We start from the raw sequence: 15850 nt of genomic DNA, 5'->3' as shown, positions 1-15850 counted from the left end.
CTCGGGGGTCGCGCAGTGACAGGGTTTGCGATCGCAGCCTCGCGCTGTTCGCCAGCGACTACAGAACGTAGAGGTGTGCGATTGTCAGCTGTTTTACACCTGAACGCAGCACTGCCTTACACTGCGCGCCTATGACCAACATCCCCCTGACTGAAATTACCGAACCCGCCGTCACCTGTTCGACGTGTGCCGCGTGCTGCTGCCAACTGGAAGTGATGCTGATCACCGAAACCGGTGTGCCTGAACGCTTTATCGACACCGATGACTGGGGAGGCGAAGTGATGTTGCGCCTTGACGATGGCTGGTGTGCGGCCCTGGACCGCAACACCATGATGTGCACCATTTACGAGAAGCGCCCGCTGATTTGCCGCGAGTTCGAGATGGGTGACGTTGAATGCCTCAACGAACGCCAAGGCATCGCCACCGTCTATCGTTAGGCTACAACGGCATCGTGTAATGCAGTGCGTAGCTTTCCACCCCGTCGTTGGTGCTGGAAAGTCCGGCGTTGGAGTAGTGGGTAGCGCGAATGCCCACCTCATGCCCGCCGGTAAAGCGCAAACCGAAACCAATCCGGTCCTCAAACTGAAACGCGGTCCCCAGTTTTTGCTCTTCGACTTCGGTCTTGGAAAACAGCGCCATGCCGATCCCGGCTTCGATGTAGGGCTTTACCGTTTCACCGGCAAATTCGTACACAAATACCGGGGAGAACGACAGGCTGTTGCTGCTGGATGACTTTTTGCCATCCCAATACGTGTAAGCGCCATCCCAATACCCCGTCAGACGGCCGACGTCGCTTTGTAACCAACTCTTGTCCCAGTCGGACTTAAGGCCCAAGCGATACGTCATGCTCGACTGACTGGTATGCCCTACCCCAAATTCGATACCGGCCGCTTGTGCCGTGAAACTGTGCCCCAGAACGGTTGCTGTAAGAACAGCCAAGCTAAAAAAACGCGTCATAAGAAAATCCTATTTTCGAATGCATAGGTCGTGTGTGGTGTGCCCCATCAGGCAGGCGGTATGAATCCAATCACAAGGTGAAGTTCAACCCATTTGAACAAGCACACATTTTTTTACAGGTCGAAGCTTCGCACAACGCCAGATTTATTCCACAGCACAGGTAGGATTTTTCGCATTTTTTCAGGTGAAGCGCTGGTCCAGAACTGCGTGTCTTGGGCCGGGCCACTGGCTAACAGACCACGTTCGTGGAGCAAGCGTTGCAGTTGCCGGGCCACGGCGGCACCGGTATCGATCAGGCAGATCGAGGGTGGGAGCATCTGACTGAGCAGAGGCTTGAGGAAGGGATAATGCGTACAGCCCAAAATAATCGTGTCGCAACCTGCGGCCAATAACGGCTCCACATAGCCACGCAGCAGCGTGACCAAGGCTTCGCTGTGCAGGTCGCCGGTTTCAATCAGTTCAACCAAACCGGGGCAAGGCTGGGTAATGACGCGTACATCGCTGGCAAATCGATCCAGCAAGGCGGCAAACTTGGCACTTTGTAACGTGCCGGTGGTAGCGAGTACGCCCACCACGCCACTGCGCGTGGCCGCCGCGGCCGGTTTGACGGCCGGCTCCATGCCAACAATCGGCCAGTTCCCATAGCGCTGACGCACATCTGCCACACCTGCGACGGTGGCGGTATTACAGGCCAGGACAAACGCTTTGGCGCCTTGGCGCTGGAAGAAGTCAGCCATCACTACACACCGCTGACGGATGAATTCTGGGGTTTTCTCGCCATAGGGAATATGCCCACAGTCGCCGACGTAGAGCAGCGACTCATTGGGCAGTAATGCGCGGATCTCATTGAGCACCGACAGCCCGCCTACACCGGAGTCGAACACCCCAATCGGCGCGTCACTCATGGGCAGGGCCGCACACACTGCACGCCGGGTCGCGCTTGACCCGCAACTCGCGAAACCGCGTACCCAGCGCATCAATCAATAACAAGCGCCCCACCAACGGCTCACCAAAACCTGCCAGTAGCTTGAGCGCTTCGAGGGCCTGCAAACTGCCCACCAACCCCACCAGCGGCCCGATCACCCCGGCTTCGCTGCACGTCAGGTCGTCATCGCTGCCGTGCCCGTATAAACAGTGATAGCAGGGGCTGGCAGGTTGGCGCACGTCAAACACGGACAACTGGCCTTCAAGGCGAATGGCTGCACCACTGACCAACGGTTTACGCGCCGCGACACAGGCGGCGTTGACCGCTTCGCGAGTGGCGAAGTTATCGCAGCAGTCGAGCACTAAATCCACCGCGTCCACGGCCTTGGCCAGCGAGTCGGCGTCCAGCGCGCAGCGATGGGCCAGCAAGGTGATTTCAGGGTTGATCGCGGCCAGTCGAGCCATGGCCGAGTCGACCTTGCTCTGACCGACACTGGCCGTGTCATGGATGATCTGGCGTTGCAGATTGGTCACATCGACGTGATCGAAGTCAGCCACATGCAGTTCACCCACACCCGCCGCGGCCAAATACAACGCCACTGGCGAACCCAGCCCGCCCAGACCGACGATCAGCACGCGGCTGTGCTTGAGTTTTAACTGGCCGTCGATGTCGACCTGTTGCAAGAGGATCTGTCGGCTGTAGCGCAACAGCTCCTGATCGGTCAGCACGGCAGGCGGCCCAACGTAATGCGCTCATGAGCGCCCAGGTCCTTGCGGCTTTGAACCTGGGTAAAACCGGCACCTTGCAGCAAGTCACGCACGGGCGCGCCCTGGTCGTAACCGTGTTCGAGCATCAGCCATGCCCCCGGGTTGAGGTGCTGCGGGGCTGCGGCGACAATCTCGCGAATATCGTCCAGCCCGTCGGGGCCCGCCACCAACGCACTTTCGGGTTCGAAACGCACGTCGCCTTCAGCCAGGTGAACATCACCCGCCGCAATGTAAGGCGGGTTGCTGATAATCAGGTCAAAACGATGGTCGGCCAAAGCACTGAACCAATGACTGTTGAGCACAGTGACGTTGTCCAGCGCTAAGCGCTGGCGATTACGCTCGGCCAGAGCAACGGCCTCAAGCACACGGTCAACCGCCGTCACCTGCCAGGCCGCACGTTCACTGGCCAAGGCCAGCGCAATGGCGCCGCTGCCGGTGCCCAGATCCAGCACGTTCGCCGGTGTTGCAGGCAGCAGCTGCAATGCTGTCTCAACCAGCAGTTCGGTGTCCGGGCGCGGAATCAACGTGTGTGGCGCCACTTCCAGGTCAAGATTCCAGAACCCTTGCTGACCCAAAATGTAGGCCACCGGCTCACCCGCCCGACGGCGTTGCAGGTAGTCGGCAAAGATCAGTGCCGATTCGCTGCTGACAATTTTCTCGGGCCATGTGTGCAGGTAACTGCGCGACTTGCCCAGGGCGGCGGCCAACAACAACTCGGCATCCAGTCGGGCCGTGGGCGAGTCAGGCAATTCGGCAGCCCGTAACAAGCTGGCAATAATGGTCATTTATTCACCCAACGCGGTCAGTTGATCGGCCTGGTATTCGGCTAACAACGGCTCGATCACGGCTTCTACGCCGCCTGCCAGCACTTCATCCAATGAATACAAGGTGAGATTGACGCGGTGATCGGTCACTCGTCCTTGCGCAAAATTGTAGGTCCGGATGCGCTCGGAGCGGTCTCCCGAGCCCACCAGCAACTTACGCTCGCTGGCAATGGCATTGGCCGCAGCGCTGGTTTGCTGGTCATTCAATTTAGCTGAAAGCCACGACATCGCCCGCGCACGGTTTTTATGCTGCGAACGCTCCTCCTGGCACTCCACCACGATGCCCGAAGGCAAGTGAGTGATACGGATGGCCGAGTCGGTCTTGTTGACGTGCTGACCGCCCGCGCCGGAAGAACGGTAGGTATCGACACGCAAATCGGCCGGATTGATCTCAATGGCTTCCTGCTCATCGGGTTCAGGCAACACTGCCACGGTGCAGGCAGAGGTGTGAATACGGCCCTGAGACTCGGTGGCCGGGACTCGCTGAACGCGGTGCACGCCGGACTCGAACTTCAACTTGCCGTAAACGTTGTCCCCTTCGACGCGAGCAATGACTTCTTTATAGCCGCCATGCTCACCCGGGTTTTCAGACAGGATTTCCAGCCTCCAGCCACGACGCTCAGCGTAACGGGAGTACATGCGAAACAGGTCACCGGCAAAGATCGCCGCCTCATCACCGCCCGTACCGGCACGAATTTCAAGGAATACGTTACGCCCGTCGTTCGGGTCTTTGGGCAGCAGCATGCGTTGCAGATCACCTTCGAGCTCAATCAGCCGCTCTTTGGCTTCGCGCACCTCTTCGACCGCCATTTCACGCATGTCGGGGTCGCTGTCTTTGAGTAACGCTTGTGCGCCTTCAAGGTCAGCCTGGACTTTTAGCCATTGGCTATAAGCACCAACAATAGGCTCAACTTCTGCGTACTCCTTGGAATACGCACGAAATTTGGTTTGATCCGAAATAACCTCGCCATCACCAAGCAACGCGGTCAATTCTTCAAAACGGTCCTGGAGGATGTCCAGCTTATTAAGCAGTGACGCTTTCATTACGATTTTTTATCCGCAGAGCTATCCGATGAGCCCTCACCGAGGGCAAAAAGTTCTTGGGCCATGGCCAGCGCATCGAGGCGGCCTTCGGCGGAAAGCTTTTTCAGCTGCACGCTGGGGGCGTGAAGCAATTTATTCGTCAAGCCGCGTGCCAGTTGTGCCAGCACGTCTTCAGGGTTGCCGCCATTGGCGAGCATTTTCTGGGCTTTTTGCAATTCTTCGTCACGCAGGCGCTCGCCTTGTTGACGGTAAGCCTTGAGCACATCAACCGCGGCCAATTCACGTAAACGCACCATGAATTCGTCAGCGCCAATACTGACCAGTTCTTCTGCCGCTTGCGCGGCGCCCTGACGGCTCTTGAGGTTTTCAGCCACGACCTCATGCAAGTCATCGACGGTATAGAGATAAACGTCGTCTAACTCGCCGACTTCAGGTTCGATATCGCGCGGAACAGCGATGTCGACCATAAAAATAGGTTTGTGCTTGCGCAGCTTTAAAGCGCTTTCAACCGCGCCCTTACCCAAGATCGGTAATTGGCTGGCGGTAGAGCTGATGACGATATCGCTGTGCACCAACTCTTGGGGAATGTCCGACAACAACACCGCATGTGCGCCGAACTGTTCAGCCAAAATGCTGGCGCGTTCAAGCGTACGGTTTGCCACCACGATACGTTTAACCCCCAGGTCATGCAGGTGACGGGCGACCAGCGTAATGGTTTCGCCTGCACCGATGAGCAATGCCTGACTGCGCTGCAAGTCGCTGAAAATCTGCTTCGCCAGGCTGACCGCGGCAAACGCCACCGACACCGGGTTCTCGCCAATAGCCGTTTCAGTGCGCACTTGCTTGGCCGAGTTAAAGGTGGCCTGAAACAGGCGCCCCAACAACGGACCGACAGTGCCCGCTTCACGCGCCACGGCATACGCCGACTTCAACTGACCGAGAATTTGCGGCTCACCCAATACCAGCGAGTCGAGGCCCGCCGCCACTCGCATCATGTGGCGAACCGCTGCGTCCTCTTCATGGATGTAGGCGCAGGACCTCAGCGCATCGAGGTCGAGCTTATGATAGTCAGCCAGCCATTTCAGGACCGTATCGGCTGAAAGGTGGTCTTGCTCTATATACAGCTCACTGCGATTGCAGGTTGAGAGGATCGCAGCTTCGCGACTGTCGGTGAGTCGGCAGAGCTGCTGCAAGGCCTCAACCAACTGCTCAGGGGTAAAAGCCACGCGCTCGCGCACGTCTACTGAAGCAGTCTTGTGGTTAATACCGAGTGCAAGGAAGGCCATTCAAGATCGCTGATGATGACGAGAAGCCGGCAATTGTCCTACTTCGCCAGATTGAGAACAACCATTGCTGACTATTGTCTCTATAGTTAAGGTCTGTTGACGCCCAATTAGCCATCATCCTGGCCCTTCATATCGATAGTCGCAGCTGTTAGGGTTTGCCCTGTCGCATGTGTCATGATGCCCCGACCGCAGGTAAGTCGCCCTTCTCTTATATGAATAGATCCTCCGCGTTGCTCCTTGCTCTCGTCTTCCTCAGTGGCTGCCAGGCCTTGGCTCCCACGTCGCCGAACGAATCGTCCCCGGTCGAAGACGCCACCTCCGCACCCGAAAAACCAACGGTCTACAGCTCATTCAGCGAAGACACGCTGTACAGCTTGTTAAGCGCCGAATTGGCGGGCCAGCGCAATCGACTGGACCTGGCACTGGATAACTACGTGACCCAGGCCATCAACACCCAGGACCCGGGAATTTCCGAGCGCGCCTTTCGCATTGCCGAGTACCTGGGCGCCGATCAGGCCGCACTCGACACATCGCTGATTTGGGCCAGAAACGCACCGGATGATCTGGAAGCACAACGCGCGGCCGCTATTCAGTTGGCACGCAACGGCCGGTATGACGATTCCATGGTGTACATGGAAAAAGTCCTGCAAGCCAAAGGCGATACTCACTTTGACTTTTTAGCCTTATCGGCCGCCGAAACAGACCCAGACACCCGCAGCGGATTGCTCAAAAGCTTTGATCAATTACTCGCCAGGCATCCGGACAACGGCCAGCTTATTTTCGGCAAAGCCTTGTTGATGCAGCAGGACGGTGACGCACAAGGCGCACTCAAGCTGCTGGAACGCAATCCGCCGCAAGCCGGTGAAGTCGCACCGGTGCTGCTGCGAGCGCGCATCTTGCAAGGGCTTGATCGCGGCGACGAAGCCCTGCCGCTGCTGAAAAAAAGTGTCGAACAGTACCCTGAGGACAAGCGCCTGGGCCTGACGTATGCCCGCACACTGGTTGAACAGAACCGCATGGATCAAGCCAAAGCCCAGTTCGCCAGCCTGCTCCAGCAATACCCCGAAGACGATGAACTGCGCTTTTCGCTGGCATTGGTGTGCCTTGAAGGCAAAGCCTGGAACGAGGCCGAAGGCTATCTGCAAACACTGATTGAGCGCGACAGCCACGTAGACTCCGCGCATTTAAACCTTGGCCGGATTGCCGAGGAGCGCAACGACCCGCAAGGCGCACTGATCGAATACGCCCTGGTTGGCCCCGGCAATGACTATTTGCCCGCCCAACTGCGCCAGGCTGACATTTTGATCAGCCACGGCCGGGGCGCTGAAGCATCCACCAAACTTGCCACTGCACGAGATGAGCAACCGGACTACGCGATTCAGTTGTTTTTGATCGAAGCAGAAACATTGAGTGCGAACAATCAGACAAACCGTGCCTGGAACGTCCTGCAACAAGCGCTGAAACAGTACCCGGATGATCTGAACCTGTTGTACTCACGCGCCATGCTGGCCGAAAAGCGCAATGACCTGCCGCAAATGGAAAAAGACTTGCGCGCCATCATTGCCCGCGAGCCTGACAACGCAATGGCATTGAACGCACTGGGCTACACCCTGTCAGATCGGACGACGCGCTACGCCGAAGCCAAAGCACTGATTCAGCAGGCTTACGACATCAACCCGGATGATCCGGCCGTGCTCGACAGCTTGGGCTGGGTGAATTATCGCCTTGGCAATCTGGATGAAGCCGAGCGTTTGTTGCGCCAGGCACTGGAGCGCTTCCCGGACCAAGAAGTCGCCGCGCACTTGGGCGAGGTGCTTTGGGCCAATGGCAAGCAGCGCGAAGCCAAGCAAATATGGGCCACGTTTCTTAAAGAAAACCCCGACAGCCCTCTCCTGCGCAAAACCGTTTTGCGCCTGACCGGATCCGAGACTCTTTAAATCATGTTTTATCGCCACCTGCGACACCTTATTGCCTTTGGCTTGATCGCTCTTTTGGCCGGCTGCTCGATGTTTGGCGCCCGTGAATCGGTTGAGGGTCACGGCAGCCCGGCGTTGTGGACAGAACACAAACAGCATTTGACGCAACTCGACGGCTGGCAGATCAACGGCAAGGTCGGAATTCGCGCCCCTAAAGACTCCGGCAGCGCGACCTTGTTTTGGTTGCAGCGCCAGGACTATTACGACATTCGCTTGTCAGGCCCACTGGGCCGGGGTGCCGCCCGCCTGACCGGACGGCCCGGGAATGTGAGCCTGGAAGTTGCCAATCAGGGCCGCTATGAAGCGTCCACACCAGAACAACTGCTGGGCGAACAACTGGGCTGGAGCCTGCCCGTGTCACATTTGGTCTGGTGGGTGCGCGGACTACCGGCTCCCGGCAGCAAAAGCCGGGTCACACTCAATGCAGACAGCCGCCTGGCCAATCTGGAACAGGACGGCTGGAAAATTGAATACCTGAGTTACGTCGAACAAAACGGCTTCTGGGTCCCTGAGCGCATTAAGCTGCACGGTACCGATCTGGACGTCACTCTGGTGGTGAAAGATTGGCAACCCCGTCAGTTGGGTCAATGACATGCAAAAAAATCCACTGACTTTGCCTTCACCGGCAAAACTGAATTTGATGCTGCACATCCTTGGCCGTCGCGAGGACGGCTATCACGAGCTGCAAACGTTGTTTCAATTTCTCGATTACGGCGATGAAATGACGTTTTCGGTGCGCGATGACGCAAAGATCTGCCTGCACACCGAGTTCCCCGGCGTGCCCCATGATCAGAACTTGATCGTCAGAGCAGCAAAACTACTTCAGCAACACGCCGCCTGCCCGCTGGGCATTGATATCCGGATCAAAAAAGTGCTGCCTATGGGTGGCGGCATTGGCGGGGGCAGCTCCAATGCCGCCACCACATTGCTGGCCCTCAATCATCTTTGGCAACTGGACTGGGATGAGGATCGCCTGGCCGCATTGGGTTTGAGTCTGGGGGCTGACGTACCGGTTTTCGTACGCGGCCACGCCGCTTTCGCTGAGGGCGTGGGCGAAATCCTGTCACCCGAATACCCCGAAGAGCCTTGGTATGTGGTGCTTGTACCGCAAGTCTCTGTAAGCACAGCAGAAATTTTTTCACATCCTTTGTTGACACGTAACTCTTTGCCCATTAAAGTGCGCCCCGTTCCCAAGGGAAACAGCCGAAACGACTGCGAAGCAGTAGTGACGGAGCTTTACCCAGATGTACGTAAAGCTTTGAATTTGTTAGGTAAATATACCGAGGCAAAATTAACTGGAACTGGAAGTTGTATATTTGGGGCCTTCCCAAACGAAGCAGATGCTGATAAAGTCCTGCACCTTCTTACAGAGACCCATACAGGGTTTGTAGCAAAGGGAAGCAACGTTTCGATGTTGCATCGCACACTACAAAATCTGTAAGCGGAAACGGGTACACGGTACTCGTAGCAACAGATACAGGGGCGTCGCCAAGCGGTAAGGCAGCAGGTTTTGATCCTGCCATGCGTTGGTTCGAATCCAGCCGCCCCTGCCATTTCTTATACTCATCCAGGTTACCCTCAGCCTTCAGGTACTGCGCGTGTCCAAGATGATGGTCTTTACGGGGAACGCTAACCCCGATCTGGCTCGGCGTGTCGTACGTCAGCTGCATATCCCACTCGGTGACATTTCTGTCGGTAAGTTTTCCGACGGCGAGATTACCGCTGAGATTAATGAAAATGTCCGCGGTAAAGACGTTTTCATCATTCAGCCGACTTGTGCTCCGACCAACGATAACCTGATGGAACTCGTCGTGATGGCTGATGCCTTCCGCCGCTCCTCAGCGACTCGTATTACTGCTGTTATTCCTTACTTTGGTTATGCCCGTCAGGATCGCCGTCCGCGCTCCGCACGTGTGGCTATCAGCGCAAAAGTTGTTGCTGACATGCTTACCGTAGTCGGCATCGATCGTGTTCTCACGGTTGATTTGCATGCTGACCAAATTCAGGGCTTCTTCGATATTCCTGTAGATAACATCTATGGCTCCCCAGTTTTGGTGGATGACATCGAAGATCAGCGCTTTGAGAACCTTATGATTGTGTCCCCGGATATCGGCGGCGTCGTGCGTGCACGTGCTGTTGCAAAATCCCTGGGCGTTGATCTGGGTATCATCGACAAACGCCGTGAGAAAGCCAATCACTCGGAAGTGATGCATATCATTGGTGATGTCGAAGGGCGTACCTGCATTCTGGTTGATGACATGGTCGATACCGCCGGCACTCTGTGCCATGCGGCTAAAGCCTTGAAAGAGCATGGCGCATCCAAAGTGTTCGCCTACTGCACACACCCTGTGCTGTCGGGTCGGGCAATCGAGAATATCGAAAATTCCATGCTGGATGAGCTGGTGGTGACTAACACCATTCCGCTGTCCGCTGCCGCACAAGCCTGTTCGCGTATCCGCCAGTTGGATATCGCACCGGTTGTGGCTGAAGCGGTTCGCCGCATCAGCAACGAAGAATCGATCAGCGCGATGTTCCGATAAGGGCCCTGCCCTTCTCGGATATCACGTTGACGAAAAGCGCCCCGCCCCAACAGCCTGTTGGGGCGGGGCTTTTTTGCCCATACCGTCCATAGCGCTGGTCGCAAACGCTAGGCCGGATGTGGTTATTTTGGAGATACAACATGAACGATTTTACTCTGAATGCTGAAGTGCGTTCCGACCTGGGGAAAGGTGCGAGCCGCCGCCTGCGTCGTCTCGCAAGCCTGGTTCCAGCTGTAGTTTACGGTGGCGAAAAAGCCCCTGAATCCATCAGCATGCTGGCCAAAGAAGTTGCCAAACTGCTCGAAAACGAAGCGGCTTACAGCCACGTTATCGAACTGACTGTTGGCGGCGTTAAGCAAAACGTGATCATCAAAGCTCTGCAACGTCACCCGGCTAAAGGCCACGTGATGCACGCTGACTTCGTTCGCGTTGTTGCCGGTCAAAAGCTGACTGCAATCGTTCCAGTTCACTTTGTTGGTGAAGCTGCTCCGATCAAGAAAGGCGGCGAGATCTCGCACGTTGTTGCTGAAATCGAAGTTTCCTGCCTGCCAAAAGACCTGCCTGAATTCATCGAAGTTGACCTGGCTAACGCTGAAGTCGGCTCGATCATTCACCTGTCGGACATCACCGCTCCTAAAGGCGTTGAGTTCGTAGCTCTGGCACACGGTAACGACCTGGCAGTAGCCAACGTTCACGCTCCACGTGTTGCACCAGAAGCAGACGCAGAGTAATTCATTACTCTGTTGTTGGAGTTTTGAGAAACATCGCGAGCTAACACGCAGCGAGTAAAGCGGACAAGATCGCGAAGTTTACTCATGTAAACCCGTATTTTTGTCCGTTTTCGCCGCTGCTGTCAGCGGTGATGTTATTCACAACGCCATAGAAGGGCCCTTGTCGTGACCGCCATAAAACTGATCGTTGGCCTGGGAAATCCAGGCACCGAATACGAACAGACCCGGCATAACGCAGGGGCCCTTTTTGTTGAGCGTCTAGCGTCAGCAAACGGGGTCAATCTCGTTGCGGATCGCAAGTATTTTGGCCTGACCGGGCGTTTCAGCCACCAAGGTCAGGATGTTCGCCTGTTGATTCCCACCACCTATATGAACCGAAGCGGCCAGGCCGTAGCGGCACTTGCCGGTTTCTACCGCATTGAACCGCAGTCCATATTGGTGGCCCACGACGAACTGGATCTCCCTCCCGGCGTTGCCAAGCTCAAGCTGGGCGGCGGCCACGGAGGTCACAACGGGCTGCGCGACATCATCGCGCAACTGGGGAACAACAATAATTTCTACCGTCTGCGGCTCGGCATTGGCCACCCAGGCGTCGCCAGCATGGTGTCCAACTTTGTCCTGGGTCGTGCGCCACGCGCCGAACAGGAAAAACTGGACGCCAGCATCGATTTTGCCCTCGGCGTGCTGCCGGATATCCTCGCCGGGGAATGGAACCGTGCGATGAAAAACCTGCACAGCCAGAAGGCCTGACTCTACTCCTCGGGGAAAACACCATGGGATTCAACTGCGGCATCGTCGGCCTGCCTAACGTCGGCAAGTCCACCCTGTTCAACGCCCTGACCAAATCCGGTATTGCGGCTGAGAACTTCCCCTTCTGCACGATCGAGCCGAACACCGGCATCGTGCCGATGCCCGACCCACGTCTTGACGCGCTGGCTGCCATCGTCAAGCCTCAGCGCATCTTGCCTACCACTATGGAGTTCGTCGATATCGCAGGCCTGGTGGCTGGCGCATCGAAAGGCGAAGGGCTGGGCAACAAGTTCTTGGCCAACATCCGTGAGACCGATGCCATTGCTCACGTGGTCCGCTGCTTTGAAGACGAAAACGTGATTCACGTTTCCAACAGCGTTGACCCGAAACGCGATATCGAGATCATCGACATTGAGCTGATCTTCGCCGACCTCGACAGCTGCGAAAAGCAATTGCAGAAAGTCGCGCGTAACGCCAAAGGCGGTGACAAAGACGCGGTGGCTCAAAAAGCCTTGCTGGAGCAACTGATTGCCCACTTCACCTTGGGCAAGCCGGCACGCAGCCTGATCAAGAACATGGACGCTGATGAGAAACACATCATCAAAGGCTTCCACCTGCTGACGACCAAGCCGGTGATGTACATCGCCAACGTGGCCGAAGACGGCTTCGAAAACAATCCGTTGCTTGACGTGGTGATGGCGATTGCGGCAGAAGAAGGCGCCATCGTGGTGCCGGTCTGCAACAAGATTGAAGCCGAAATTGCCGAGCTGGACGACGGCGAAGAAAAAGACATGTTCCTGGAGGCTCTGGGCCTTGAAGAGCCAGGCCTGAACCGCGTGATTCGCGCAGGTTACGAAATGCTCAACCTGCAAACCTACTTCACCGCTGGCGTTCAAGAAGTTCGCGCCTGGACCGTGAAAGTCGGTGCTACGGCGCCACAAGCCGCCGGTGTGATCCACACCGACTTCGAAAAAGGCTTTATCCGCGCTGAAGTAATTGCCTACGACGATTTCATCAAATTCAACGGCGAAGCGGGTGCAAAAGAAGCTGGTAAATGGCGTCTGGAAGGCAAGGAATACATCGTTAAAGACGGTGACGTTCTGCACTTCCGCTTCAACGTGTAAACACAACACGAAAAAAACCGCGCTCAGGCGCGGTTTTTTTTGGCCTGTTTTTTTAACTTTGCTATCAATGCCTCTTGTTTTTGGTGCTTATTCCCTACCAAGCGTAAGAAGAATCCTTTGATCTTGAAGAAAATTCACTACATCCCAAATGTGTCTTGTGAGTCTAGGTTCGACGCGGCAAGCTCTTGACGTGACGTAACATCTTTCCTACATAAATGGATGCAGCTATGAGTGCGCGCATTGCACTCTACACATCCGATGTAGCCCTCACCGATTCTGGAAAGGAACGGCTAGCGCTTTGCGCAGAGCCAAACCCAGAAACAAAGGATCTATAGTCAGTTACTACGCCCATTGACGGGCCGATCGGGGGGTTCAATGTTCGCCAAGCTGTTCTTCAATCGCTTCACTAATCCCCTGATTGAACGGGTGGTGTCTCGCTGGTCATCCGCTTGGCGAGATGCACTGGCTTCAGCTATTGCGGCCGCGTTGGCATGGATCCTTGCCCAGCATTTTTTCGGTCATGCGCACCCAGTCTTTGCAGCGATCAGTGCGGTTGTGTGCCTCGCGCCAGGCCTCCCTAGTCACGGCAAGCAAGCGATAGGCTTGATGGTAGGTGTTGCAACCGGAATTCTGGTGGGCGAAGCCGCTCTGTGGCTCCCCGACTCTTATCCATTATTACGAATTGGCTTTGCAACATTCGCGGCCATTGCCATTGCAGCCCTATATGGCCTGGCTCCTGTAGTTCCGATTCAGGCAGGAGTCTCGGCTGTATTGATGCTGGCAGTAGGTCCTGAGAGCGCAGGTGCTGTACGCATGCTGGATGTGATCATGGGAGCGGGAGTTGGATTGGTCTTCAGCCAAATACTGATGACCCCCAACCCCATTGGTATTATCGATAGTTCAGCAAAAGAGCTCTTGGAAAAGCTCGCTTCAGGATTTGAAAAAAGCCTTGAGGCTCTCGAAAATAATGACGCGTCCAAAGCGCACAATGCAGTACAGATTTTTTCTTCAGCTCACGACAGCCTCATTACATTGGAAAACGGCATCGCCATGGCACGAAATACTGCTCGGTGGACGTTACGCGGACGTTTTGCTTCACGTGAGGTCAAAGAGATTGCCAGTCGTTACGAACGCCACGCCGTTCGACTTTACGCCAGCGCCTTGCTGTTCTCTGAAGCGTTTGCCAATGCCTTGCGCAAAGAGCAAGGCACACCGCCCCCCTCACTGCATGAACGCTTGAGCTGCGTGGCTACCCGTTGCTTAGCCCTTGCCAGGGAAGACAACAACACGCCCCCTACCCCAAACACCCCTTACGACGTAGCAGATATTAGCGCTGCACCTTGGCAACTTTGCTTAGAACACTTACAAACGGTTGAGAGTGCATTATTCACATTCAGACTCACTACACATAGAGATACTGAAAAATGAAAAACGAGCACGCTTGATATCTAAAGGAGAAAGCAAAACATATCCTTATGTCTCTCGACAGTTTCAGACACCCGAAGCTCACTGACTTCCTTAATTAAAACAGAGAACACATACCGCTATAATCACCCAGTTTTATATATGGACCCACCCCACTGCCAATCATTGTGTAACAACATACAAACCTCACAAAAAATGATTAATGAATGACACTTACCCATCAAACCAAAGAACTTTCCTACTGCAATCAAAGAACATAGGCACTCAACCCATGCCTCGACCACTCTAAAATCAAAACCTAAGGAGCATGGGAGTTCTCAACATACCTTTCACTCTAAGCACACCGAGCATACTGTGCGCCCTTTATTTTTCACACCCAGGTGGCTGGCCCACAGGAGGGGGTGGTACCGAAATAATTTATATTAAATGAAAATACCTTTTACCTCGATCTTCAGAATAGTGCCCCGCGTGCAAGATCAGTTGAAAAAATGATTATTGGAGTAGAAATATGGTGTCTCCACATAAAAAAAATAATGTTCACGACACATTTCAACTTGAAGATCCCGCGCTAGACGAAATCGTCAACAATATCGCCACACTCAACATTGATATCTTGTTACATGGTGAGACAGGTACAGGCAAAGATACATTGGCAGAACGAATTCATTGCTTGTCAGGCCGACGAGGCAGTTTTATCGCCATCAATTGCGCTGCCATTCCTGAAACGCTTGCCGAGAGCCAACTCTTTGGTGTGACGCACGGAGCATTTACGGGAACAGTGCAGTCGCGCGCAGGTTTTATTGAAGCCTCAAATATGGGTACCCTGTATCTCGATGAAATAGACAGTATGCCCCTGACCTTGCAGGCCAAATTATTACGGGTACTTGAAACCCGTGGTGTTGAACGCTTGGGGTCTACAAAACTTATAGCGCTGGACATGCGCGTTATCGCCTCAGCCCAAACCTCGTTGATAGACATGGTTGAACAAGGTCTGTTCAGGCGCGATCTTTATTTCCGTCTTAATGTCGTTAGCCTCAATTTGCCGCCTTTGCGTGAAAAGCGGGAGCAAATCATTCCTTTATTCATGAGCCTTATCCAGCAAGAAGCAGAGCATTTCAAATCACTAGCTCCCATTCCCGACAGCTCGCTGCTGCAACAAATGGTGTGCCATGACTGGCCGGGCAATGTCAGGGAATTACGATCCACTGCCAAACGACTGGTACTTGGGCTACTGCCCATTTCATCAGGCGCCAGAGAGGATGCGGACGCCGACATGAGTTTGAAGTTCCGCTTACAACAAATAGAAAAACTTTTGATACAAGACTCACTGCGACGCCACCTGCACAGCATCGATGCCGTTGCCCTTGAGTTAGGGATCGCGAAACGCACGCTGTACCACCGAATGAAACAATTAGACATTTCATAATCAATATTTAATGGAACACTCTTAAAAAAAATAACACTCATTGCAGGAATACAACACGTTTTTTCATAAATCAGT

General features: G+C 54.9%; 16 protein-coding genes and 1 tRNA gene. 11 read left to right on the top strand and 6 right to left on the bottom strand.

Annotated elements, in window-relative coordinates; all coding sequences use genetic code 11:
- Nucleotides 1-131: 131 nt before the first annotated feature.
- Nucleotides 132-437 carry a YkgJ family cysteine cluster protein gene (locus AP059_RS06690; protein ID WP_048363115.1) on the top strand — a complete coding sequence of 102 codons (306 nt, stop codon included), beginning with the start codon at nucleotides 132-134 and terminating at the stop codon, nucleotides 435-437.
- Between the two features lies 1 nt (nucleotide 438).
- On the opposite strand, the gene AP059_RS06685 is transcribed toward AP059_RS06690, so the two are convergent.
- The 6 genes from AP059_RS06685 to hemA form a co-directional block, all read right to left on the bottom strand.
- The gene (locus tag AP059_RS06685; protein ID WP_048363114.1) at nucleotides 439-957 is read right to left on the bottom strand and encodes an acyloxyacyl hydrolase; all 519 of its coding nucleotides are present in this window, start codon (nucleotides 955-957) and stop codon (nucleotides 439-441) included.
- Between the two features lie 113 nt (nucleotides 958-1070).
- Nucleotides 1071-1862: a glutamate racemase gene (gene murI / locus AP059_RS06680; RefSeq protein ID WP_059762438.1), complete on the bottom strand. Its 792-nt coding sequence runs from the start codon at nucleotides 1860-1862 to the stop codon at nucleotides 1071-1073.
- Nucleotides 1855-2610, bottom strand: coding sequence for a molybdopterin-synthase adenylyltransferase MoeB (locus tag AP059_RS06675; RefSeq protein ID WP_059762437.1), 756 nt, complete (start codon nucleotides 2608-2610; stop codon nucleotides 1855-1857). The genes murI and AP059_RS06675 overlap by 8 nt, the downstream gene beginning before the upstream one ends.
- A complete protein-coding gene (gene prmC / locus AP059_RS06670) occupies nucleotides 2604-3434 on the bottom strand; it encodes a peptide chain release factor N(5)-glutamine methyltransferase (protein ID WP_059762436.1) in 831 nt (276 codons plus the stop codon). The genes AP059_RS06675 and prmC overlap by 7 nt, the downstream gene beginning before the upstream one ends.
- Nucleotides 3435-4517: a peptide chain release factor 1 gene (gene prfA, locus AP059_RS06665; protein WP_048363110.1), complete on the bottom strand. Its 1083-nt coding sequence runs from the start codon at nucleotides 4515-4517 to the stop codon at nucleotides 3435-3437.
- A complete protein-coding gene (gene hemA, locus AP059_RS06660) occupies nucleotides 4517-5803 on the bottom strand; it encodes a glutamyl-tRNA reductase (RefSeq protein WP_048363109.1) in 1287 nt (428 codons plus the stop codon). Before hemA ends, prfA begins: the two co-directional genes overlap by 1 nt.
- Nucleotides 5804-6015: 212 nt before the next feature.
- Here hemA and AP059_RS06655 point away from each other — a divergent pair, with 212 nt between their 5' ends.
- The 10 genes from AP059_RS06655 to AP059_RS06610 all read left to right on the top strand — a co-directional run bounded on the left by AP059_RS06655 (nucleotide 6016) and on the right by AP059_RS06610 (nucleotide 15775).
- Nucleotides 6016-7740, top strand: a complete 1725-nt coding sequence (locus tag AP059_RS06655) for a tetratricopeptide repeat protein (RefSeq protein WP_059762435.1) — start codon at nucleotides 6016-6018, stop codon at nucleotides 7738-7740.
- Nucleotides 7741-7743: 3 nt separating this feature from the next.
- A complete protein-coding gene (gene lolB, locus AP059_RS06650; RefSeq protein ID WP_059762434.1) occupies nucleotides 7744-8370 on the top strand; it encodes a lipoprotein insertase outer membrane protein LolB in 627 nt (208 codons plus the stop codon).
- A gap of 1 nt (nucleotide 8371) precedes the next feature.
- A complete protein-coding gene (gene ispE, locus AP059_RS06645; RefSeq protein ID WP_059762433.1) occupies nucleotides 8372-9220 on the top strand; it encodes a 4-(cytidine 5'-diphospho)-2-C-methyl-D-erythritol kinase in 849 nt (282 codons plus the stop codon).
- 37 nt (nucleotides 9221-9257) lie between these two features.
- Nucleotides 9258-9332, top strand: a tRNA-Gln gene (locus AP059_RS06640).
- Between the two features lie 45 nt (nucleotides 9333-9377).
- A complete protein-coding gene (locus tag AP059_RS06635; RefSeq protein ID WP_019825119.1) occupies nucleotides 9378-10319 on the top strand; it encodes a ribose-phosphate pyrophosphokinase in 942 nt (313 codons plus the stop codon).
- A 140-nt stretch (nucleotides 10320-10459) separates the two neighbouring features.
- Nucleotides 10460-11050: a 50S ribosomal protein L25/general stress protein Ctc gene (locus AP059_RS06630; protein ID WP_059762432.1), complete on the top strand. Its 591-nt coding sequence runs from the start codon at nucleotides 10460-10462 to the stop codon at nucleotides 11048-11050.
- 165 nt (nucleotides 11051-11215) lie between these two features.
- On the top strand, nucleotides 11216-11800 hold the full coding sequence (gene pth, locus AP059_RS06625) for an aminoacyl-tRNA hydrolase (protein ID WP_048363104.1): 585 nt from the start codon (nucleotides 11216-11218) through the stop codon (nucleotides 11798-11800).
- Between the two features lie 23 nt (nucleotides 11801-11823).
- Nucleotides 11824-12924 carry a redox-regulated ATPase YchF gene (gene ychF, locus AP059_RS06620; protein ID WP_059762431.1) on the top strand — a complete coding sequence of 367 codons (1101 nt, stop codon included), beginning with the start codon at nucleotides 11824-11826 and terminating at the stop codon, nucleotides 12922-12924.
- Between the two features lie 375 nt (nucleotides 12925-13299).
- A complete protein-coding gene (locus AP059_RS06615) occupies nucleotides 13300-14352 on the top strand; it encodes an FUSC family protein (protein ID WP_059762430.1) in 1053 nt (350 codons plus the stop codon).
- 505 nt (nucleotides 14353-14857) lie between these two features.
- Nucleotides 14858-15775 (top strand): sigma 54-interacting transcriptional regulator, encoded by a 918-nt coding sequence (locus AP059_RS06610; protein ID WP_059762429.1) that lies wholly within the window; start codon nucleotides 14858-14860, stop codon nucleotides 15773-15775.
- Nucleotides 15776-15850: the final 75 nt, after the last annotated feature.

This window comes from Pseudomonas sp. TAA207 (genome assembly GCF_001529285.1).
Classification (GTDB): domain Bacteria; phylum Pseudomonadota; class Gammaproteobacteria; order Pseudomonadales; family Pseudomonadaceae; genus Aquipseudomonas; species Aquipseudomonas weihenstephanensis.
Note: the sequence above shows the minus strand (reverse complement) of the source record. Positions and strands in the feature narration are given on the sequence as shown.

Bases quoted from the DNA above. Each gene is read 5' to 3' on its own strand.
- ychF (WP_059762431.1), top strand. From the start codon at position 11,824: ATGGGATTCAACTGCGGCATCGTCGGCCTGCCTAACGTCGGCAAGTCC.
- ispE (WP_059762433.1), top strand. From the start codon at position 8,372: ATGCAAAAAAATCCACTGACTTTGCCTTCACCGGCAAAACTGAATTTG.
- prfA (WP_048363110.1), bottom strand. From the start codon at position 4,517: ATGAAAGCGTCACTGCTTAATAAGCTGGACATCCTCCAGGACCGTTTT.
- lolB (WP_059762434.1), top strand. From the start codon at position 7,744: ATGTTTTATCGCCACCTGCGACACCTTATTGCCTTTGGCTTGATCGCT.
- prmC (WP_059762436.1), bottom strand. From the start codon at position 3,434: ATGACCATTATTGCCAGCTTGTTACGGGCTGCCGAATTGCCTGACTCG.
- AP059_RS06655 (WP_059762435.1), top strand. From the start codon at position 6,016: ATGAATAGATCCTCCGCGTTGCTCCTTGCTCTCGTCTTCCTCAGTGGC.
- AP059_RS06610 (WP_059762429.1), top strand. From the start codon at position 14,858: ATGGTGTCTCCACATAAAAAAAATAATGTTCACGACACATTTCAACTT.
- AP059_RS06630 (WP_059762432.1), top strand. From the start codon at position 10,460: ATGAACGATTTTACTCTGAATGCTGAAGTGCGTTCCGACCTGGGGAAA.
- murI (WP_059762438.1), bottom strand. From the start codon at position 1,862: ATGAGTGACGCGCCGATTGGGGTGTTCGACTCCGGTGTAGGCGGGCTG.
- AP059_RS06685 (WP_048363114.1), bottom strand. From the start codon at position 957: ATGACGCGTTTTTTTAGCTTGGCTGTTCTTACAGCAACCGTTCTGGGG.
- AP059_RS06690 (WP_048363115.1), top strand. From the start codon at position 132: ATGACCAACATCCCCCTGACTGAAATTACCGAACCCGCCGTCACCTGT.
- AP059_RS06615 (WP_059762430.1), top strand. From the start codon at position 13,300: ATGTTCGCCAAGCTGTTCTTCAATCGCTTCACTAATCCCCTGATTGAA.
- hemA (WP_048363109.1), bottom strand. From the start codon at position 5,803: ATGGCCTTCCTTGCACTCGGTATTAACCACAAGACTGCTTCAGTAGAC.